The following is a 20,627-nucleotide window of genomic DNA, read 5'->3' as shown; positions in this document are numbered from 1 at the left end:
TTTACCTCCTAACACAACCTTCGCGAATGGGAGATTCCCCTCATGGGTCCGTACCTCCTCGGCCTGCGGCTTTCCGGCCGCCGGGTGCTCGTCGTGGGCGGCGGCCGCGTCGCCCAGCGGCGCGTCCCCGCGCTGCTAGAGGCCGGTGCGGAGGTCACCGTCGTGTCCCCGAGCGTGACCCCGGCGCTCGACGACCTGATCGCCGCTGGGCGGGTCACCTGGCACGCCCGGCCGTACGAGGTCGGCGACTGCGACGGGGCCTGGCTCGTCCAGGCCTGTACCGATGACAGGTCTGTCAACACCGCGGTCGCCGCCGAGGCGGAGGCCAAGCGCGTGTGGTGCGTGCGGGCCGACGACAAGGACGCCTCCGCCGCCTGGACGCCCGCCTCGGGGCGGGTCGACGAGATCAGCGTGGCCGTCACCGCGGGCGGCGACCCGCGTAGGGCGGCGGGCATCAGGGACGCGGTCGTCGAGGCGCTGCGTGACGGCACGGTCGAGGCCCGGCGCAACCGTACGAAACCGGTCGGCGTGGCTCTGGTCGGCGGCGGGCCAGGCGACCCCGGCCTGATCACCGTGCGGGGGCGGCAGCTCCTGGCGCAGGCCGACGTGGTGGTCGCCGACCGGCTGGCGCCCCGGGCCCTGCTCGACGAGCTCGCGCCCGATGTCGAGCTGGTCGACGCCGCCAAGGTGCCCTACGGCCGGTCGTTGTCCCAGGAGACGATCAACGAGCTGCTCGTGGACCGGGCCAGGCAGGGCAAGTTCGTGGTCCGGCTCAAGGGCGGCGATCCTTTCGTGTTCGGGCGGGGCGGCGAGGAGATGATCGCCTGCGCCCGGGCCGGCATCCCCGTGCTGATCGTGCCCGGCATCACGAGCGCCGTGGCGGTGCCCGCGGCGGCCGGGGTGCCGGTGACGCATCGCGGGGTCAGCCAGGAGTTTCACGTGATCTCCGTGCACGTGGCGCCGGACGATCCCAAGTCGACCGTCGACTGGCCCGCACTGGCCCGTTCCCAGGGCACGCTGGTGCTGCTGATGGCGGTTGAGCGGCTGGCGAAGGTGGCCGAGGCACTCCTTCGCGACGGACGTTCTCCGGAGACTCCCGTAATGGTGGTACAGGACGGTACCCTTCCGACCCAGCGGGCGGTCATCGCCTCGCTTTCCACCGTGGCCGACCGCGTGTCCGCGGCTGGGATACGGCCGCCGGCGATCGTCATCGTCGGCGACGTCGTCAGGGTCGGCCAGGAGGTCGAGATGGTTCGAGCGGAGCGCTTGCCGTGAACACGGCCATGGATGACGGACGACCGGAGTCGCTGGGGGAGCAGACGTTGAGCTTCCGGCCGGTGCGGGACGACGACGACACATTCGACGCCTTCGCCCCGGGCGGCGGCGCCAGGGCGGCGCGGGGCGACGACCCACGCGCGTCCGGCGGCTGGACCGGCCGCGAGGAGCCGGCACCCGACGAGAGTCGGCCCGGCCGGGCCGACCCGCCGGCCGGTGATGGGCGGGCCGACCACCCGGGGCCACAGGCCGGTGATGGGCGGGCCGGCCGTCCGGAGCCGCTGGCCGGTGATGGGCGGGCCGGCCGCGTGGAGCCGAGGGTCCAGGAGACGGGCGCGCCTGGTGAGCCCCCCGAGGGGGAGGCCGCCGTCGACCGTTCCGGCGCCCAGAAGCCCGCCGAGACCGTGAACTTTTTCGCACCCCGAAGGCCCGCCACCGGCACCGGCCGCCCCGCGCCGGAGGCGCCGCCCACTTCCGCCGGTCGTTCCGCGCCGGAGCCGCCGTCCGCTTCCGAGCCTGAGACGCCCGCCCGTGACGAGCCGGCGACCGCACCGGCCACCGAGCAATCGGACGATGAGCAGCTGAGCACCGAGCAGCCGGTGGACGCGAGACCGTCTGACGAGCCATCAGGCGATGCGGAGGCGCCCGGCGAGGAGCCGTCTGCCGGGGAAACGGCCGACGAGGAGCCGCGCGCCGTAGAGCCATCCAGCGAGGGACCAGGCGAGAGCCGGCCGGCGGACGAGAAGCCCGACGAAGACCTCCTGAACGCCGCGGACGAGTCCCTTGACGCCGGGGCGCCAGACGCCGCGAATGTGTCACACGACGCTGAGGGACCCGAAGCCCACGAGCTCGAAGCCGGCGAGCGTGAAAGCGAGCGGACTCAGGCCGCCGAGCAGCAGCGGGAGGGCGACGAGGAAGCCCGCGACGAAGCCTCGGACCAAACCGCCGCGCCGGCCGCCGCGGACAGCCACGAAGGCTCCGACGAAGGCGATGAAGGCTCTGCCGGGGCCTCGGCGACCCGTACCGAGGAGTTGCCGGCGGAGGCGGCCGAGGCGCTCGCGGCGGCACTCGGCACGTTAAGGGAAAGCGTCGCCGACCTTCGCTTCGGCCTGGACCTGCCCGGCGCGGAGGAGGCCAGGCAAGCGCAGGCCGACCTGCTGGCCCAGCTCGAGGACTATGTGCTGCCCCGGGTCAAGACCAGCACCGCCCCCGCCCTCATCGTGGTCGCGGGCTCGACGGGCGCGGGCAAGTCCACCCTGATCAACTCCCTCGCCGAACGCAACGTCTCACGCACCGGCGTACGCCGCCCGACCACCGGCACCCCCGTGCTGGTCTGCCACCCCGAGGACCGCGACTGGTTCACGGAAGGAGAGCTGCTCGGCAACCTGCAGCGGCTCGACAAGCCCGCCCCCAACTCCGGAATGCACGGCCTCGTCATCGTCGCGACGGAGAAGCTCCCGCAGGGCGTCGCGCTGCTCGACACCCCCGACATCGACTCGGTGGTCGAGGAGCACCACGAGGTCGCGCACCGCATGCTCGACGCCGCCGACCTGTGGATCTTCGTGACCACCGCGGCCCGCTACGCCGACGCCCCCGCCTGGAACCTGCTGAAGCTGGCCAAGGAGCGTGGCGCCCGCCTGGCCATCGTGTTGTCGCGGGTGCAGCAGAGGTCCGCCGACGTGGTGCTGAAGCACTTCGTCCGCATGCTCACTGAATACGGCCTGGGCGAGATCGACAGGTTCGTGATCCACGAGGCGAAGGTCGAGGACGGCAGGCTGCCCGACAGTGAGGTCACCGACCTGCGGCTGTGGCTGGCCGAGCTGTCGGTGGACGAGGAACGGCGTGCCCAGGCCGTACGCGAGACGCTCAACGGCGTGCTCGACAGCTTCCGCACCCGCGTGCCGGCGCTGGCCAAGCACCTGGAGGCGCAGGCCGCGTTCAGGACCGAGCTGCGCAGCGACGTGGAGGCCTCTTTCTTCAGTGCGCTCAGCACGATCGACAAGGCGTCGAAGAACGGCTCGCTGTTGCACGGCGAGGTGCTGGCCCGCTGGCAGGACTTCGCCGGCTCCGGCGATCTGATGCGCTCGCTGCGGCTGCGCAAGCGCGGCAGGGCCGCCAGGCAGGCGCCCGAACGGGTGCTGGCGTTCAAGGCGGCGATCCGCACCGGCCTGGAGTCGGTGATCGTGGCCGCCGCCAACCGCGCCGCCGAGGAGGTGGTCGCGCGCTGGCGGCACCGTTCGGACCTGGGCGCCAAGTTCGGCGAGGGCCTCGACAGGCCTTCGGACGATCTCGTACGGCACACCAGCAGGGCCATCGCGTCCTGGCAGGAACACCTGAGCGAGCTCGTACGGACGGAGGGTGTGGCCAAGCGGTCGGTGTCGAAGCTGGTGTCGTTCGATCCCGACTCGCTGTCACTGATCTTCATGGTCGCGATGTTCCATGGCAGCAATGGCGAAGGAGTGCCGCATCGGCTGGTCAACGCCCTGCTCGGCGCGGAGTCGCTGCGCGGCATCGGCGCCAAGGCGCTGAGCGACCTGCGGGCCAGGATCGGCATGCTGTTCGACCAGGAAGCTCTGCGTTACGCGCAGGCGCTCGATTCTGCGGGCATTCCCGACGAGTCCGTCGCGACTCGGCTTTACCAGGCAACGTACAACCTTGAGGTCGCTCGATGACCACCATGACCACCAGGCCGGGCCTCGCCGCGCGGCTGACCGCGCTCACCAAGGTGGTGGAGCTGGGCCCGGGGCGGCTCGACAGGAAGCTGCTCAACGAGACCAACGCGCTGCTGCAGCGGGCCGGAGAACGCCTCAAGCTGTCGTCCGAGCACACCGTCGTCGCCCTCGCGGGCGGCACGGGCAGCGGGAAGTCGTCGCTGTTCAACGCGATCTCCGGGCTGGAGCTGTCGCCCACCGGCGTACGCCGGCCGACGACGGCCCGTACGCACGCCTGCGTGTGGGGGCTGGAGGGCGCGGCGCCGCTGCTCGACTGGCTGCAGATCCAGTGGCGACACCGCTTCTCCCGGGCCAGCGCGCTGGACAAGGGTGACAGCCAGCTCCACGGGCTCATCCTGCTGGACCTGCCCGACCACGACTCGATCAGGGCGCTGACCGACACCGAGGCCGACCGGCTCATCGGGCTGGCCGACCTGGTGGTGTGGGTGCTGGACCCGCAGAAGTACGCCGACGCCTCCACACACCGCCGCTACGTGACGGAGTTGGCGGGGCATGACGCGGTGACGGTGTTCGCGCTCAACCAGGCCGACAGGCTCACGACCGAAGAGCTGGCCGAGCTGGTCATCGACCTCAACGACCTGCTGCGCCGCGAGGGCGTCGAGCATCCGAGCGTCGTACCCACCTCGTCGGTCAGCGGGCGCGGCATCGAGAGCCTCAAGAGTGTCATCGCGACCGCCGTCGCCCGCCGGCGTGCCGCCATCCAGAAGCTCGAGGCGGACCTGCACCGTCTGGAGCAGCGGTTGGCCGAGGCCATGCCGCTGGGCGAGGCCCTGACCGTGCCGTCGTCGGTCGACGAGGCCCGCAGGATGGGGCTGACGGACGCGTTGTGCGACGCGGTGGGCGTGCCGGCCGTGGGCGAGGCCATGGAGAACGTCTACGCGGAGCGGTCCAGCCAGTGGGTCGGGTGGCCGTATCTACGGTGGATCGACAAGTTCCGCTCCGACCCGTTGAAGAGCCTGCGTCTTGAGGACGTGGGGGATGAGATCCGCGGCATCACGGCGGGCTCGGTCAGCGCCCAGTCGGCCGAGGTGGCCAACGCCGTGCACGCGCTGGCCGACGGGCTGTCCGTGGGCACGCACCCGGTGTGGCGTACGGCCGTGCACCAGGCGGCCAGGTCCCACGCGGGCCAGCTGCCGAAGGCCCTGACCGAGGACCTCACGGAGGTGGCGCCGCAGCTCGATCGGGTGCCGGGGTGGTGGCGGCTGCTCAAGGTGTGGCAGTACTTCCTGGTGGCGGCGTTCCTGGCCGGGACGGCCTGGCTGGCGGTCGGCCTGATCATGCCCGGCCGGCTGCCTGCGGGGCTGGAGCTGCTGGGCGACAGCGCGGCGTGGCCGTGGGTGGCGCTCATGATGGCTTCGGTGCTCGGGCTGGGCGCGCTGTCGGGCATCGCGTCCCGCAACTTCGTGGAGCTGGGGGCGTCGCGGGAGCGTGAACGGCTTGAGCGCGAGATGAGGCGCCGGGTCGCCGCCGTGTCGGCGACGATGGTCGTGGAGCCCGTCGAACGCGAACTATCCCGCCACCACGCCTTCTACACGGCCCTGCGCGATCTGTCCGGCTGAGACGGGTTGTATCCACAGGCTCAACCCGCCCCACGCCCTCATCCACAGAATCCCGTTCGCCCACCCCCGCCCCCACTCTCTCACGGCACCGTAGTCCCAGGTCGCGGGCAGTCCGCCCGCCGCATGGGAGGCACGGGATGAACGACATCTACATCACGCTCACCGGCAACGTCGCAGCAGAGCCCCGGCAATACACCTTCGATGACGGCCTCAGGGTCACCTCGCTGAAGGTGCTCACTTCGCACCGTTACTTCGACAAGAAGACAGGCCAGTGGACGGACGGGGAGCGGGTCTGCTTCACCGTCCGCTGCTGGCGCGCCTTGGGAGAAAACGTCGCCACGTCCGTACGGGCGGGGCAGCCTGTGGTGGTGTCGGGCAGGCTCCGCATCCGCGAGTTCGGCACAGAAGGCGACCGCCGTTTCATGCCCGAGATTGAGGCCAGCGCGGTGGGCCACGACCTGCGCTGGGGCACCGGCGTCTTCACCAAGCCGGAGCGGGGCGCCGGCATGGCCGCCTCGATGAGCAAGGAAATGCGCGACCGCCTCGACGAGGAAACCCAGGACTGGGCCATGGGCTCCCGAACCCTCCGCTCCCTCCCGCGCCCCGGCTCCGCGCCCACCGAAAGCCACACCGTCCGTGTGCTGGGGCCGGAGAGCGCAAACGATGACGCCGGAGATGAGGAAGGCCAGATCGCCGAGCCGCCGACGACGGAGGAGCGTGCGGCCGCGTAGAAAACCCGAGCCGGCAGGGGGCGCCGGTCCGCCTTACCGGTGCTCCCTGCACAGGGCGGCGTTCCGGAGCTGTCCCTTCGTGCCCGAAGCGCTGAACCGGGCGACGAAACCAGGGGCGACGAGCGTGGCGGAGGAAGAGCGCAGAGGGGGACACCACAGCGGTCGAACGAGCCACACGGGCCAATGGCCTGGCCGGAGGGGGCTGTTGGGGCCGGATGGCCGGTGGGCTGGAGGGGCCCGGAAGGGGCGACAGGGGGCGCGAGTGCCGCAGAGGGCCCGAGTGCTGAGGGAGTGAAAGTGCCGCAGGCGTCCGGAGGGCTGGAGGGGACCGGAGGGTTGGAGGCCCGGGTGTGGTGAATGGTGCTAAGTCGTCGGCGGCGTTGGTGGTGCGCGCAGCCGGAGTCGGCTGAGGAGGGGAGGGAGGGGGAGGGGGCACCGGCCGTATCCGTTGATCGCCCCGAGGGCGGCCGATGGTGTTGACCTGTGTGTGACCCGCGTCAGATCGCGAGCACATCTGTCAGGTCCAAGTCACGCCCCGCACCATGGCTGCTCCTTTCCAGCACGGCCCGCTCCCGGATTGAGCAGGTGTGGTGTCTGTCAACGTATCGGTTCCCATCGCGCAGCGCACACTCCGCAATTATTGTGTTACACATCGTTAGTCAGGGAGGAGACGAGATGGCGGCGACTAGTCACGCCTCGATAAAGTCTCGCAACGGTGTGTCAACACTGGTCAGCCGCTGGCCATTGCTTGGGCAACGCCGCCCACTCGTGATCTACTTGTGCGCGATAGTCGCTCTCGATCTCGTCGCGATCATGGTGTTCGCGTCCAGCACCGAGGTCAGGTGGCCGGATGTGGGCACGTTTGCCGCCCTCATGGGGTGTGGTGTGGTCTGCATCGAGGCCACCAGGCGCCTGGGGATGCCCGCCGGGGTCTCGCGGGACCTGCTGTCAGCCTGGTGGCTGCCGGTGGCCTTGCTCTTGCCCCCCGTCTACGCGCTGTTCGCGCCCATCGTGCTGCAGGTCCTGCTGCAGGTGCGAGTCCGGGCCACGGTGCTCCACCGCCGGGTGTTCAGCGCGGCTGCCATCGGCCTGGCTGGGTGTACGGCGTCCGTCCTGTTCCACTGGTTCGTCCGGGACCCGCTGGCGTTGTCCCGTGGCAGTGGCCCGCCGATCATGTACGCGGTGGCGGCCGCCGTGCTCTTCTCGTTGCTCAACATCGCGCTCATCGCCATCGCCGCCCACATGGCCAACCCGGACATCACCTGGCGGGAGGTGTTGTGGGACCGGGAGAGCTTGCTGCTGGACATCGTGGAGCTGTGCCTGGGAGTCACGGTCTCGATCGCCTGCGGCCTCAACCTCGCCCTGCTGCTGCTGGCCTTGCCGCCGGTGGTGCTCCTGCAACGCAGCCTCCTGCACGCCCAGCTCCAGGCGGCGGCACGTACGGACGCGAAGACCGGCTTGCTGAACGCCGCCGCCTGGCAACGCGAGGCCGACACGGAGATCGTCCGCGCCCGTCGCACCGGTGACGCCCTGGCGCTTCTGATCATCGACATCGACCACTTCAAACGCGTCAACGACGCCCACGGCCATCTGGTCGGCGATCAGGTCCTGGCCGGGGTGGCGGCCACGTTGCGCAGCCAGCTGCGCGACTACGACGTGGTGGGGCGTTTCGGCGGTGAGGAGTTCGTCGTCCTGCTGCCCGGCGCCGACATCCACGAGGCCCGGCAGGTCGCCGAACGCCTGCGCAGCCGCATCGGACACATGGCCATCTCCGCCGATGACACCCTCGTCAAGGTCACCATTTCGACGGGCGTCGCGTTGATGAGCGTCCACGGCGACGAGTTGATCGATCTGCTGGCCGCCGCCGACCTGGCGCTGTACCGGGCGAAGGAGCTGGGCCGCGACCGCGTCTGCATCCCAGCCGTCCAATCCCCGCCCCGCATCCTCCCGGAGGACCGCTCCTGATCGCGACTGCGTTCTCCCTGGCACCTGCCCCACAGAGCTCCTGGCCGCCTGCAGCACAGATCCGGCCAGGTGTCATGGGCGGACGTAGCACAGGCCGGTAGGGGCGGCGTCGGTAGGGGCGCGATGTGCAGCGCGTGTGCTGCCGAGCAGTGGCGTGGTGCTCGTAGGGGGAGACACGCCATCGTGCATTGCCCTCCCTGGGGCCCGCGACGCTCCTGGGGAGGAGCGGCGGAAGCCCGGGTTGGGAGCCCCTAAGCTAGAGGGCATGCCGGAGTACATCTACACGATGCAGCGCGTGCGCAAGGCGCACGGCGACAAGGTTGTCCTTGACGACGTCACGCTGTCGTTCCTGCCCGGAGCCAAGATCGGTGTCCTGGGGCCGAACGGCACCGGGAAGTCGACGCTGCTCCGGATGATGGCCGGCCTGGAGCAGCCGTCCAACGGCGAGGCCCGGCTCATGCCCGGTTTCACGGTCGGCATGCTTCAGCAGGAGCCGCCGTTGAACGAGGAGAAGACGGTCCTCGGCAACGTGCAGGAGGGCGTCGCCGAGACGATGGCGATGCTCCAGCGCTTCAACGAGATCGCCGAGCAGATGGCCACCGACTACAGCGACGAGCTGATGAACGAGATGGGCACGCTGCAGGATCAGCTGGAGCACCGTAACGCTTGGGAGCTTGACAGCCAGCTTGAGCAGGCGATGGACGCTTTGCGGTGCCCGCCGCCGGACGCCGAGGTGACCAAGCTGTCCGGTGGTGAGCGGCGCCGGGTCGCGCTGTGCAAGCTGCTGCTGGAGGGGCCCGATCTGCTGCTGCTCGACGAGCCCACCAACCACCTCGACGCCGAGAGCGTGCAGTGGCTGGAGCAGCACCTGGAGAAGTACGCCGGCACCGTGCTGGCCGTCACCCACGACCGCTACTTCCTCGACAACGTCGCCGGCTGGATCCTGGAGCTGGACCGCGGCCGCGCCTATGCCTACGAGGGCAACTACTCCACCTACCTGGAGCTCAAGGCCCAGCGGCTCAAGGTCGAAGGGCAGAAGGACGTCAAGCGCAAGAAGCGCTTGGAGGACGAGCTCGAGTGGGTCCGGTCCAACCCGAAGGCCCGCCAGACCAAGAGCAAGGCCCGCCTCCAGCGGTACGAGGAGATGGCGGCCGAAGCGGACAAGCACCGCAAACTGGACTTCGAGGAGATCCAGATCCCGCCGGGCCCGCGCCTGGGCACCACGGTGATCAAGTCCGACGAGCTCGCCAAGGGCTTCGGCGACCGGCTGCTGATGGAGGGGCTGACGTTCGACCTGCCCCGCAACGGCATCGTCGGCATCATCGGCCCCAACGGCGTCGGCAAGACCACGCTGTTCCGCATGATCACCGGTAGTGAGACGCCCGACAAGGGATCGATCACGGTCGGTGACACGGTCAAGATCTCGTACGCGGACCAGAGCCGCGGCGGCATCGACCCGAGCAAGAACGTCTGGGAGGTCGTCTCCGACGGGCTCGACCACATGAAGGTCGGCAACGTGGAGATGCCGTCGCGGGCGTACATCGCGGCGTTCGGTTTCAAGGGCCCTGACCAGCAGAAGAAGGCGGGCGTGCTGTCGGGCGGCGAGCGCAACCGGCTCAACCTGGCGCTCACCCTCAAGCAGGGCGGCAACGTCCTGCTGCTCGACGAGCCCACCAACGACCTCGACACGGAGACCCTGTCTTCGCTGGAGAACGCCCTGCTGGACTTCCCGGGCTGCGCCGTCATCACCTCGCACGACCGGTGGTTCCTGGACCGCATCGCCACGCACATCCTGGCGTGGGAGGAAGGCTCCAACTGGTTCTGGTTCGAGGGCAACTTCGCCGACTACGAGAAGAACAAGATCGACCGCCTCGGCGCCGACGCGGCGCGCCCGCACCGGGTGACATACCGGAAGCTGCACCGCGACTGAGTCGCGCGTATTCAACAGGCGTGTGAGCGACCCGTTCACACGCCTGTTGGCGTGTGTGCGGCGAGCGTGCCGCACACAGCGTCGGACTCCGGACCGGCCAACGGCTAGAATTAAATTCTAGGATTGGCCTGGAGTGAGGAGTCGTGCGTTGGACCTGGAACTGGACGGCCTCGAGGTGACCTTCGACCACACGGCCGTGGCCGCGCCTCGGATCAGGGACCTGCTGCCGATCTACCGCGACCTGCTCGGCGGCCGGCACCTCGGAGGCGGCGGCGACAACCTGGCCGCCGGCTACCGGACGCTGCAACTCTCGTACGCCAACGGCAGCAAGGTCGAGCTCATGGAGCCCCTGGCCGACTCGACCTTCTTCGACAGCTTCTTCGAGCTCACCCGGGCACGGGGCGGCGTCCACCACCTGAACTTCCACGTCAACGACCTCACCGCGGCCGTGGCCCGGCTGACCGCCCGCGGCTATCGCCTGTACGGGCTCGACCGATCCGATCCGCGCTGGCAGGAGGTTTTCCTGCACCCGAAGGAGGCGCACGGCGTCTTGATCCAGCTCGCCCAGCCCGGTCCGTGGGACGCAGCCGATTGGCGTCCGACCTTGGAGGACGTGCTGGCCGGCCGCGGCAGGAGCGGCAACGGCGTCCCCAGCCCTTGAGGCCCCGGCCCCCAGCGTCTCTTACCGTCCCGTTCGCGGGTACCAGAGCTTGGACGAGGGCGATCGTGTGGCGTTCTACGTCGAGCTCGGCCCGGAGGGACGGCACGCCGTCGAGGTCGTTCGGCTGGGCCGGCGTTCGCCATGACGTGATCCACTCCGGCAACCGTCGTTCGTCGTTCAGGATCGGTGTGACCGGGCTGCTCGGGTTGGTGTGCTTCAGTACCTCCATTGTCCTGACGCTGCTGGACAGCGAGCGTGGGGCGTGGTCCATGCTTGCCGCCGGTGTCCTCTGGGTCCTGACGTTCCTGCCGGCAAGCTCGTCGGCGGATGAACGAGAGCTGCCCTGGCGATGGAAACGATTTGGACCCCCTTTCCGGGAAAGGTCACACAAGGGGGAGGGATCCACGATGGCGAAGTTCATGGACATACACAGCGGATTCGCCGGCGCGACGATGGAGCAGCTGCGCGAGGAGCACCAGCGCGACCTGGAGATCGAGGCATCCGAAGGCGTGCACTTCGAGCACTCCTGGCTCGACCCGGAGTCGGGCAAGGTGTTCTGCCTGTCGACCGGGCCGTCCAAGGAGGCGGTCCTGCGGGTGCACGAGCAGGCCGGGCACCCGACGACGGAGATCTACGAGGTCCCCGTCGAGATCGAATAGCAGGTTAAAGGAGCCGGCCACTCCGGTGGAGCTGGTCGAAAACGATCTGATCGACCGGGGCCACGCGGTCCCGGTCGGCGTACGTGAGCCAGACCACCTCGTCGATCTCGCTGCTCGGCGTCGGAGTGCCCTGGTGCCGGGCGGTGTAGCAGATCATCCGCACGTTGACCCCGTCAGCGTGCCCGTCGGCTTGCGCCTCGAACGTCCCGAAATGTGCCGCGCTGGCCGGGACGATGACGACGGCGAGCTCCTCGTCGATCTCCCTGATCAGGGTATCGAGGTCGGTCTCGCCCGCCTCCCGCTTGCCGCCGGGCAGATAGTACACGTCCTTGCCGCGCGACCGAGTGCTGAGGATCTTCCCGTTCTCCAGGTGGATCCAGGCGACTTTGTCGAAGAAGGTGCTCAATGTCGTCCTTCCGCTCGTGCCGACGGGCCTGGTGCCCGTTCATGATGATCTCTGAGGACTTGCCGGCCCTTGTCTCATGATCCTCTTGCCGGCATGCGTCACGCTGGGAAACGTCACGCGGTTCGCAGCATCGCCCGACGTTGTGAAGATCGGGATCCTAGAATTCGGCGGCGGTACGATTCGCGCATGGCACGTAAGTCCTCGTGGGAGTGGAGCCGTACGGCGCAGACCCGCAAGAGCATGCTGCAGGCGGCACGCGAGGTCTTCAGCGAGCATGGGTTCGCCGACTCCAGCGTCTCTGAGGTGGTCGCCCGCGCCGGGTCCAGCGTCGGCAGCCTCTACCACCACTTCGGTGGCAAGACCGAGCTGTTCCTCGCACTCTACGAGGACCACCAGGCGGCGCACGAGCAGGCGTCGTCGGCGAGCGTGGCCGCCGCCAAGAAGGCCGGAGTGGAGGACCCGGTGGAGCTGCTGATCGCGGGCGCCCGGGCCTACCTGGACGGGGCATGGGAGCGACGGGACCTCGTCAGGTTGTTCATCGACGGCGACGGGCCGCCCGGGTTCGAGCTGATCCGGCGGACCAGGGGCCGGGAGTGGGTACGCCAGAACGCCGTGTTGCTGGGCGCCGGAGGGGATCCGCTCGACAGGTTCACCGTGGTAGTGCTGACCAGCATCATCGGGGAGGCCGCACGCGAGGTCGCCACCTCGGACACCGAGGAGGAGGCGCGGGAGGTCATCGAGGCCGCCATGACCCTGATCCGCCGCCTCGACCCGCTCAAGGTCCTCGAAGACGGCTGAGCGCCGACACGACCCGGCGGCCGCCGCGACCGTGGGCCGGCCGTGAGCACCGCGGTTGGAGGGTCGGGTGGTGAGGAACGCAGGCCGGACGGGATGGGCCGCGGCGGGGTCGCGGGGGTAGGCCCGGTACGGTGGCGGACGTGGTTGAACGTACCCCGGCCCAGCGGCACATCTACCCTCGCACGGTGAGGTTCGCCGACATCGACTCCCAAGGCCACGTGAACAACGTGCGCTTCCTCGACTACCTGGAGGACGCCCGCTTCGGCATGTTCGCCATCGACCTTCACAACGCGGGTGAGGAGCCGTTCAAGGGCCTGGTCGTGACCCGGCACGAGATCGACTACCGCCGCCCGCTCGGCTTCCGCCCCGACCCCGTGCGGGTGGAGACCTGGGTGGAGGAGGTAAGGCCGGTACGGTTCACCTTGCGTTACGAGATCCGCGACGACGACCAGGTCTACGTCACCGCCATGTCGGTCATCGCCGCCTATGACGTCGAGCGGGCCGCCCCGCGCAGGCTCAGCGAGAGTGAGCTGGCCTACCTCAAACGTTTCTCCCTATGAGGCGCTGGTGGATGTTGGCACTGGGCGTCAACGCCCATGCCAGTGTCAGCTTGGGGTTGTTCGCGCTGCCCCTAGTCATGCCGGAAATCGTGCGACATTTTGGTGTGTCGCTGCCGGTGGCGGGAATCATGGCGAACGCCCCGGCCTTCGGCATCCTGGTCGCCCTTGTCGCCTGGGGAGCGCTCGCCGACCGACACGGTGAGCGGCTGATCCTGGGCGTCGGCGTGGGGTTGGCGGCCGTCTTGTTCGCCGCCGTCGCGTTCGTCGACCGGGCGTGGGCGGTGGTCGTGGTGCTCGCCCTGGCCGGCGCGGCGGGCTCGGCCGCGATGGTCGGCGGCGGACGGATCGTGCTGCGCTGGTTCCAGCCTCCCGAACGCGGCGTCGCCATGGGCCTGCGCCAGGTCTCCTTCACGCTCGGCATGGCCGTTGGTGCGTTCACGCTGCCGCCCGTCGCCCGGGCCCACGGCCTGCCCGGCGTGCTCCTGGTCTGCGCGGGCACGAGCCTGGTCGCCGCCGTGCTGGCCGCGATCTTCCTGGCCGAGCCGCCGCACGAGATCGCCGGCCGCGACACGGCGCCGGCAGGCTCGCCGTACCGGCAGCCGGCACTGTGGCGGGTGCACGCCACCAGCGCGCTGCACGTCGTGCCGCAGATCGTGGTCAGCACGTACGGCGTGAGCTGCCTGGTCGAGCTCTACGGCTGGGACAGCGTGGCGGCCGGGCGGTTATTCGGCGTGGCGGCGATCGTCGGGGCCGTCGTACGCATCGCGGTGGGGCGGTGGTCCGACCGGACCGGGCTGCGCATGCGGCCCCTGCTGCTGATCACGTTCGCCAACGTCGGCGTGCTGGCGCTGCTGGCCGGCGGCACGCTCACGCGCACCTGGCTGGGGCCCGCGATGCTCGCGCTGGCCGCGGTGATGACCGTGGCCGGCAACGGGCTCGCCTACCTGGCGGCGGGCGAGCTCGCCGGCCCGGTGTGGGCGGGCAGGGTGCTCGGCACCCACAACACCGTCCAGAACTCCGTCTCCCTGGTCGCCACGCCGCTGGCCGGGGTGCTGATGGTGAGCGCCGGGTTCTGGGCGGGCTTCGCGGCGGGGCTGGTGTGCACGCTGCTCTCCGTGCCTGTCGTCCCCGTTCGCGGCGAGCGCCCGAAGGGCTTATGACGACAACCACACCGCCGTGTCCGGCGGCAGCAGGTCCCGCTTGAGCGGACCGCTCGCCAACAGCACGGTGTCGTGCTCGGGCAGGCGTACCGGCCGGGTGCCGCAGTTGATCGCGCAGATCAACGGGCCGCGGGTAAAGAAAAGTGCACCCTCGGGAGACTCCTTCCACTCCAACGTATAAGGAATCTCCCTCACCAGGCCGCGGCGGCAGGCCAGAGCCCGGCGGTAGAACTCCAGCGTCGAGTCGGTGTCACCCTCCTGCTTCTCGACGCTCAGCTCAGCGAACGTCGCCGGCTGCGGCAGCCACGGCTCCACCCCGCCCGGCGAGAACCCGTACGAGGGCGTGTCCACCGTCCACGGGATCGGCACCCGGCACCCGTCGCGCCCGGGCAGCTTGCCCTCAGACTGGAAGAACACCGGGTCCTGCCTGGCCTCGGCGGGCAGGTCGGTCACCTCGGGCAGACCCAGCTCCTCGCCCTGGTAGAGGTAGGCGGAACCGGGCAGGGCCAGCATGGTCAGCAGCGCCGCCCTGGCCCGCGCGAGGCCGGTGCCGGGGTCGGCCGTCCCGTAGCGGGTGCGGTGCCGTACGACGTCGTGGTTGGACAGCACCCAGGTCGCGAACGGTACGGTCCCGAGCGTGTCGTCGATGACCTTCTTGAACGCCGTCGGCGACCACGGCGCCTGCAGCCAGGCGAAGTTGAAGCTCTGCTGCAACTCCTCAGGACGCACGTAGAGGGCGAGGTCCTCGAGGCTGTCGGTCCACACCTCGCCCACGGCCATGCGCTCGCCCGGATAGCTGTCGAGCAGCCGTCGCCAGTCGCGGTAGACGTTGTGCACCTCCGGCTGCCCCCACACCGGGGAAACCGCCTTGAACGACTGGTCGCCCACGTCCGGCAGGCCCGCCGCCTTGTACAGGCCCATGGCCACGTCGATGCGGAACCCGTCCACGCCCCGGTCCAGCCAGAACCGCAGGATGTCCAGGAACTCCCGGTGCACCTCGGGATTGCGCCAGTTGAAGTCGGGCTGCCCGGGAGCGAACAGATGCAGGTAGTACTGGCCGTCCGCCACCTGCGTCCAGGCAGGCCCGCTGAAGGTGGACTGCCAGTTGTTGATCGTGTCGCGGAAGATGTACCGGTCGCGGCCCTCACCGCGCAGCGCCGCCTGAAACCAGGGGTGCTCGGCGGAGCTGTGGTTGGGCACGATGTCCACCAGCACCTTGAGCCCGAGCCCGTGCGCGTCGGCGACCAGCGCATCGAAGCCGGCCAGCGAGCCGAACAGCGGATCGACGCCGCGATAGTCGCTCACGTCGTAGCCCCCGTCGGCCATCGGGGAGGGGTAGAACGGCGTCAGCCAGATGGCGTCGACCCCCAGCCGTCGCAGGTACGGCAGGTGTTCCCGCACCCCGGCCAGGTCGCCGACGCCGTCTCCCGAGGCGTCGGCGAAGCTGCGAACATAGATCTCGTAGACGACGGCATCACGCCACCAGGGGATATCCATGTGGCGTCTCATGCCCCGTTATGCGGGTGAGTTCACCAGGCTGTGGGCCGCGTAGACCAGATAGTCCCAGAGCTTGGTCTCCAACTCGTCCGGGAGATCGAGCGAGTCGACCGCGTCCCGCATGTGCCGCAGCCAGGCTTCCCGCTCGGGCTCGCCGATCACGAACGGCATGTGCCGCATGCGCAGCCGCGGGTGGCCCCGCTCCTCGCTGTAGGTCTTGGGGCCGCCCCAGTATTGGATCAGGAAGCCCCGCAGCCGCTCTTCGGCGCCCGTCAGGTCGGGCTCCGGGTAGAGCGGCCGCAGCACCGGGTCTTCGGCGACCCCCTCGTAGAAGCGGTGCACGAGGCGGCGGAAGGTCTCCTCGCCTCCGACGGCGTCGTAGAAGGAGGTCTCAGTCACGCTCATCAGCTTATGCCGTGGCGACCATGGTGATGCCCGCGGAGTCCAGCGCGGCCTTGACCCTGAGCCTGAGCTCCCTGGCCACCTCCGGCTGCGCGGACGGCAATGTCTTGACGGTGATGCGGAACACCAGCGAGCTGTCCGACAGCTGTTCCACGCCGAACACCTTCGGCTGCTCCACGATCTTGGCCTCGCGTAGCTCGGGGTCGGCCCAGACCTCCTCCGCCACGTGCTCCAGCAGCACCCGCACGCCCACGATGTCGGCGTCGTAGGCCACCGGGACGTCCATGTACGCCCGCGACCAGCCCTGCGACTCGTTGCCGACCCTGGTGATCGTGCCGTTTCGCACGTACCAGACCCGGCCGTCCACGTCGCGCAGCCTGGTGACGCGCAGCGTCACGGCCTCGACCGTGCCCACGGCGGGGCCCACGTCGATCACGTCGCCGACGCCGTATTGGTCCTCCAGCAACATGAACATGCCCGCGATGAAGTCCTTGACCAGCTCCTGCGCACCGAAGCCGATGGCCACGCCGAGAATGCCGACGCTGGTCAGCAGTGGCGCGATCGGGACGGTGAGCCGCTCGAGCACGGTCAACGCCGCGGTGCCCATGATGACGATCGAGGCGACGTGCTTGAGCACCGACCCCATCGTCTCGGCCCGCTGCTTGCGCCGCTCGTGCAGCAGCGCGTCGAGGCCGTCGGGCGCGGCGCCCCTGCGGAATCTGTTCGTGAGCGAGCCACCTGTCGCCGCGCGACTGACCACCCGCGCGATCACCCGGTGGGCGATCTTGCGGATCACGAACGCGAGCACGACGATCAGCACGATCACGATCGCACTCGACACCAACCCCGCCCAAGGCGCATTCCCAAACATCCCGACCAGGCTAGAGCAAAGCGGGTCGTTTGTGCAGGTCGTGGCCATCTGCTGAGCCACTGTGTCCATGTCGGGAAGGCCTGATGGCGTCGACTCGGGCTGTGGCGACGGTGTCACCAGCAGTAACACTTGAGTGGATCCCCCTCCGGAAGCGGTTCGGTCCGGCTGCTTGGACCGTTTCGAACTCGATCCAAAATACCGTCGGCTGAACCGCCCGCCGTCACATCACGCCGGGGAAGACGGGGTCGCCTGCTCTCTGGGCCGCGGAGGGAGAGAGCCGACGCTCCGGTGACGGACGGCTCGGAGCAGGACACACACCCGGAAGCATGTCCCGCGCCGGTTCCGGGAGGGATCCCCCGAACACCCGCCCGGCGGACCGGTCGGGTGGCTTCGTGCGTACGGGTGCGAGCCGTACGGGAGGTGACGCGATTGAACTCGGAACCGGCGGAGTGACCAGGGCCCCGGCATACCGGGACCCTCCGCACCGGTCACCCCGCCGGCTCCGCATGGCCGCCGTGGGTACGGTGAGCCGCGGTGGCTGCGCTCCACCCGGATCACCGCGTCGTCACTCCCCCACCGCGGCGAGCACGCGGGCGACCTTCGTCGCCGCACCGGCCGGGTCGTCGGCCGTGTGCATCCGCTCGCCCCAGGACCAGCAGTACCACCAGTCCGGGATGTCGGACACGGCCGTCGGCCGACAGGTGACGTTCTCGGACAGGCTGGTCGCGTTCGGGTTGATCACCCGTACGAACCGGCGTCCGCTCTGCGCACTGACCACTCGTGCGAGCAACCCGAGCGCGCCGAGTTCGGCCACGAGACGGTCCAATAGCTCGAAGTCGTCGTCCCCCACCGTTCTCGTCCTCCCTACGAATCGCTGCTGGTGGGCCAAAGATGTCTCATGTCGGCGGCGGATGCAACGCGTGGTTCTTGGCTACAGGGAGTTGCTTTTCCCTCATGGGTTGTAAGAAACAGCCCCTCGGAGGACGATCCTTAACCGTAATCTTGCGAGTGGGCGTTTCCAAGCCGCCCTCATTGCTTCATAGTCATGGGTAGGCGCAGAGCAACATGGCGACTACGATCAGTCACCAGTTGTGGACCGGTCGAGACATGCGTTGAGAGGGGCCGGGATGACCGGCAGGCAGCACCGGGAGACGGAGATCGCGCGACAGGTCCGGGCCAGAGGCCTGGCCGCCGGGCGCACGTCGGCCCAGATAGCCGATGAGATCCATGAGGCGTGCACGACCCAATTCAGCACGACCCGCATCAAGGCGCACCGGCTCTCCCACGGGATCGCGCTGGCCGACGTCATCGAGCAGGTCAGAGCCCTGTTCGAGCGTGACAAGAAGCCGATGCCGGGGATCGGCGAGACGCTTTTGTCGGCGTACGAGAGCGGGCTCAAGCGCCCCGGGCCCGAATACCTGCACTACCTGTGCACCGTCTACCGCGTCGAGCCGGCCGCGCTCGGCTACGACGGGCCGTGCATCTGCGGCCACGGCCATCGGATGCCCGCTCTACTGGGCGGGGAGGCGAAGGAACGCGCCCCGTTGTTGCCGATGGAGCGCGAGCTGGTGATCCATCCGATGCCGCCCGACCCGGACGCTCAGGAGGATGAGAACATCCTCCGCCGCATGCTCTTAAATCTGCTCAACGTCGACACCTCCCTCGCGGAGCTCGACGGCCCGGTGCTCGGCGCCTGCGAGGGCATCAGGCGCCGGATGGACGAGACCCTCGTGTCGGCCACCGTGTCGGCGGCGATGCTGGACCAGTGGGAGGAGGCGACGAGCAGTTTCGGTCGCCAATACACCACGACGGCCCCGCTGCGGCTGCTGTGCGACGTGCTGCTGGAGCTCAGCGCCGTGCGCGCGGCCATGGCCCGCCGCCAGCCGACGGACCTGGCCGAGCGCCTGTGCAGGATGGCCGCTCAGTTGGCCGGGCTGAGCGGCATGATCCTGATCAACCTCGGCGATCATCGATTGGCGCGGGCGTTCTTCCGCACCGGGCGCACGGCGGCCGACGAGACGGGCGATCGCGCGTTGCGCGCGTGGGTGTGCGCCCGTGAGTCGCTCGTCCCCCTCTACTTCGGCGACGCCCGCGAGGCACTGCATCTGGCCAAGAAGAGCCGCGACCTGGCCGGCTCGACACCGTGCCCCGCCCAGGCCATGGCGCCGGTCGTCGAGGCGAGGGCACTGGCCATGATGTCGGGGGCCGACAGCAAGAAGGAGGTCGTCGACCAGGCCAAGCGCGCGCTGGCCCGGGCAAGGAACGCCTTCTCGCACATGCGCGAGGAGGACCAGGAGGACGTCGCCTTCGGCTATACCGAGAAGCAGCTCTACTTCTACCAGGGCGACGTGCTCACCAAGCTCGGCCAGACGATCGAGGCGGAGGTGGTTCTCGACCAGGCCCTCACCAAATACGAGGACCACATCGTGGACCAGACGCTGATCAGGCTCGATCAGGCGCAGTGCCGCCTGATCGACGGCGACGTCAAGGAGGCGCTCGCCATCGGGACGAAGGCGCTGTTGCTGGTCGGGGACGAATACCTGACCGACTTCATCGTGCGCCCGGCCCTGGCGCTGGAGCAGATGATTACGGCGCAGGACGCCAACGCTCCAGGACTGCCGGAGTACCGGGCCGCGTTGCGGCGGCCCAAGACCCTAATGAAAGGGGCTGGTGCATGAAATTGACGGTCCGACGCTATCGGTGGTCCGATCTGGACACCATCCTCGCGCTCCATCGGATCTGTCTCGCGGAGGTCGGCCTGGTTCCCGGCGACGGCGTCTACTACGACGACGACTTCCCGCGCATCCAGGAGATCTACCTGGCCTGCGGCGGGGACTTCCTCGTGGGCGAGGTGTCCTCGCGGGTCGTCGCCATGGGCGGGCTGAAACCAGTGGACACCACGACCGCTGAGGTCTGCCGGTTGAGAGTCCATCCCGGGTTCCAGCGGCGTGGCTTCGGCGCGGCCATGCTAGCCGCGCTCGAGCAGCGCGCGGTGGAGCTCGGGTTCCACAGCGTCGTCGGAGACACGACACTCAACCAGGAGGCCGCGCTCGCGTTGTACGAGCGCCAAGGCTGGCGAGAGCTGTCCAGGCAGCGCGTGGGCGACCTGATCGTCGTCTACGGCGAGAAACGCCTGGTCCTGCCGGCCGTCCTCGAGCATTGACCCCGCACTCCCGTACGGCCCCACCACCCCCTCCTGGGGCCGCACTCCCGTCTTTCCCGGTGACCGCCCCCGGATACCCCGGCGTGACGTCCCCGCCGATGGCCGCCAATCAGGCGGCGTGACTCCCTCGCGGTGCTTTTCCCACAGGAAGAAACTCATTTCCCATTAATGGGCCATGGTGGAAAATGAGCGGCTCAGGCCTTCTCCTGGTATGGATGTGCAAGCCCGTGGGTGAGGGTCTTAACTCCGAGTGGTAGA

Annotated in this window: 18 protein-coding genes; 13 read left to right on the top strand and 5 right to left on the bottom strand. The window is 69.3% G+C overall.

The features are described 5' to 3' along the window. Positions 1–42 precede the first annotated feature (42 nt). The 8 genes from cobA (at position 43) to ACTWPT_RS36655 (ending at position 11,512) form a co-directional block, all read left to right on the top strand. Entirely contained in the window at positions 43–1,275 is a 1,233-nt protein-coding gene (gene cobA / locus ACTWPT_RS36690; protein WP_443182109.1) for a uroporphyrinogen-III C-methyltransferase, read from the top strand. An 8-nt stretch (positions 1,276–1,283) separates the two neighbouring features. Next, on the top strand, positions 1,284–3,947 hold the full coding sequence (locus ACTWPT_RS36685; protein ID WP_443182108.1) for a dynamin family protein: 2,664 nt from the start codon (positions 1,284–1,286) through the stop codon (positions 3,945–3,947). Continuing rightward, positions 3,944–5,566, top strand: a complete 1,623-nt coding sequence (locus ACTWPT_RS36680) for a GTP-binding protein (RefSeq protein ID WP_443182107.1) — start codon at positions 3,944–3,946, stop codon at positions 5,564–5,566. The genes ACTWPT_RS36685 and ACTWPT_RS36680 overlap by 4 nt, the downstream gene beginning before the upstream one ends. Positions 5,567–5,703: 137 nt before the next feature. After that, entirely contained in the window at positions 5,704–6,297 is a 594-nt protein-coding gene (locus ACTWPT_RS36675) for a single-stranded DNA-binding protein (protein ID WP_443182106.1), read from the top strand. Positions 6,298–7,110: 813 nt separating this feature from the next. Beyond that, on the top strand, positions 7,111–8,262 hold the full coding sequence (locus ACTWPT_RS36670; RefSeq protein ID WP_443182105.1) for a GGDEF domain-containing protein: 1,152 nt from the start codon (positions 7,111–7,113) through the stop codon (positions 8,260–8,262). Between the two features lie 265 nt (positions 8,263–8,527). After that, positions 8,528–10,192 (top strand): energy-dependent translational throttle protein EttA, encoded by a 1,665-nt coding sequence (ettA, locus tag ACTWPT_RS36665; protein WP_443182104.1) that lies wholly within the window; start codon positions 8,528–8,530, stop codon positions 10,190–10,192. Between the two features lie 148 nt (positions 10,193–10,340). Continuing rightward, positions 10,341–10,853, top strand: coding sequence for a VOC family protein (locus tag ACTWPT_RS36660; protein WP_443182103.1), 513 nt, complete (start codon positions 10,341–10,343; stop codon positions 10,851–10,853). 407 nt (positions 10,854–11,260) lie between these two features. Beyond that, positions 11,261–11,512 (top strand): SCO4226 family nickel-binding protein, encoded by a 252-nt coding sequence (locus ACTWPT_RS36655; RefSeq protein WP_443182102.1) that lies wholly within the window; start codon positions 11,261–11,263, stop codon positions 11,510–11,512. A gap of 4 nt (positions 11,513–11,516) precedes the next feature. On the opposite strand, the gene ACTWPT_RS36650 is transcribed toward ACTWPT_RS36655, so the two are convergent. Next, positions 11,517–11,918: an NUDIX hydrolase gene (locus ACTWPT_RS36650; protein WP_443182101.1), complete on the bottom strand. Its 402-nt coding sequence runs from the start codon at positions 11,916–11,918 to the stop codon at positions 11,517–11,519. A gap of 186 nt (positions 11,919–12,104) precedes the next feature. Here ACTWPT_RS36650 and ACTWPT_RS36645 point away from each other — a divergent pair, with 186 nt between their 5' ends. From ACTWPT_RS36645 to ACTWPT_RS36635, 3 genes are all read left to right on the top strand, one after another. Then, positions 12,105–12,716 (top strand): TetR/AcrR family transcriptional regulator, encoded by a 612-nt coding sequence (locus ACTWPT_RS36645; RefSeq protein WP_443182100.1) that lies wholly within the window; start codon positions 12,105–12,107, stop codon positions 12,714–12,716. Between the two features lie 140 nt (positions 12,717–12,856). Further along, positions 12,857–13,276: an acyl-CoA thioesterase gene (locus ACTWPT_RS36640; RefSeq protein WP_443182099.1), complete on the top strand. Its 420-nt coding sequence runs from the start codon at positions 12,857–12,859 to the stop codon at positions 13,274–13,276. Next, positions 13,273–14,436, top strand: a complete 1,164-nt coding sequence (locus tag ACTWPT_RS36635; RefSeq protein WP_443182098.1) for an MFS transporter — start codon at positions 13,273–13,275, stop codon at positions 14,434–14,436. Before ACTWPT_RS36640 ends, ACTWPT_RS36635 begins: the two co-directional genes overlap by 4 nt. On the opposite strand, the gene ACTWPT_RS36630 is transcribed toward ACTWPT_RS36635, so the two are convergent. From ACTWPT_RS36630 to ACTWPT_RS36615, 4 genes are all read right to left on the bottom strand, one after another. Further along, positions 14,431–15,933, bottom strand: coding sequence for a glycoside hydrolase family 13 protein (locus ACTWPT_RS36630; protein ID WP_443182097.1), 1,503 nt, complete (start codon positions 15,931–15,933; stop codon positions 14,431–14,433). The genes ACTWPT_RS36635 and ACTWPT_RS36630 overlap by 6 nt on opposite strands. 18 nt (positions 15,934–15,951) lie before the next feature. Further along, positions 15,952–16,338 (bottom strand): globin, encoded by a 387-nt coding sequence (locus tag ACTWPT_RS36625; RefSeq protein ID WP_443182096.1) that lies wholly within the window; start codon positions 16,336–16,338, stop codon positions 15,952–15,954. Positions 16,339–16,342: 4 nt separating this feature from the next. Continuing rightward, on the bottom strand, positions 16,343–17,161 hold the full coding sequence (locus tag ACTWPT_RS36620) for a mechanosensitive ion channel family protein (RefSeq protein ID WP_443182095.1): 819 nt from the start codon (positions 17,159–17,161) through the stop codon (positions 16,343–16,345). Between the two features lie 610 nt (positions 17,162–17,771). Next, positions 17,772–18,056, bottom strand: coding sequence for a hypothetical protein (locus ACTWPT_RS36615; protein WP_443182094.1), 285 nt, complete (start codon positions 18,054–18,056; stop codon positions 17,772–17,774). 277 nt (positions 18,057–18,333) lie between these two features. Here ACTWPT_RS36615 and ACTWPT_RS36610 point away from each other — a divergent pair, with 277 nt between their 5' ends. Both ACTWPT_RS36610 and ACTWPT_RS36605 read left to right on the top strand, forming a co-directional pair. Further along, on the top strand, positions 18,334–19,884 hold the full coding sequence (locus ACTWPT_RS36610; protein ID WP_443182093.1) for an XRE family transcriptional regulator: 1,551 nt from the start codon (positions 18,334–18,336) through the stop codon (positions 19,882–19,884). Further along, a complete protein-coding gene (locus tag ACTWPT_RS36605; RefSeq protein WP_443182092.1) occupies positions 19,881–20,369 on the top strand; it encodes a GNAT family N-acetyltransferase in 489 nt (162 codons plus the stop codon). Before ACTWPT_RS36610 ends, ACTWPT_RS36605 begins: the two co-directional genes overlap by 4 nt. The last annotated feature ends 258 nt before the right edge of the window (positions 20,370–20,627 follow it).

The sequence above is a fragment of the Nonomuraea sp. 3N208 genome (assembly GCF_052245935.1).
GTDB lineage: Bacteria > Actinomycetota > Actinomycetes > Streptosporangiales > Streptosporangiaceae > Nonomuraea.
Note: the sequence above shows the minus strand (reverse complement) of the source record. Positions and strands in the feature narration are given on the sequence as shown.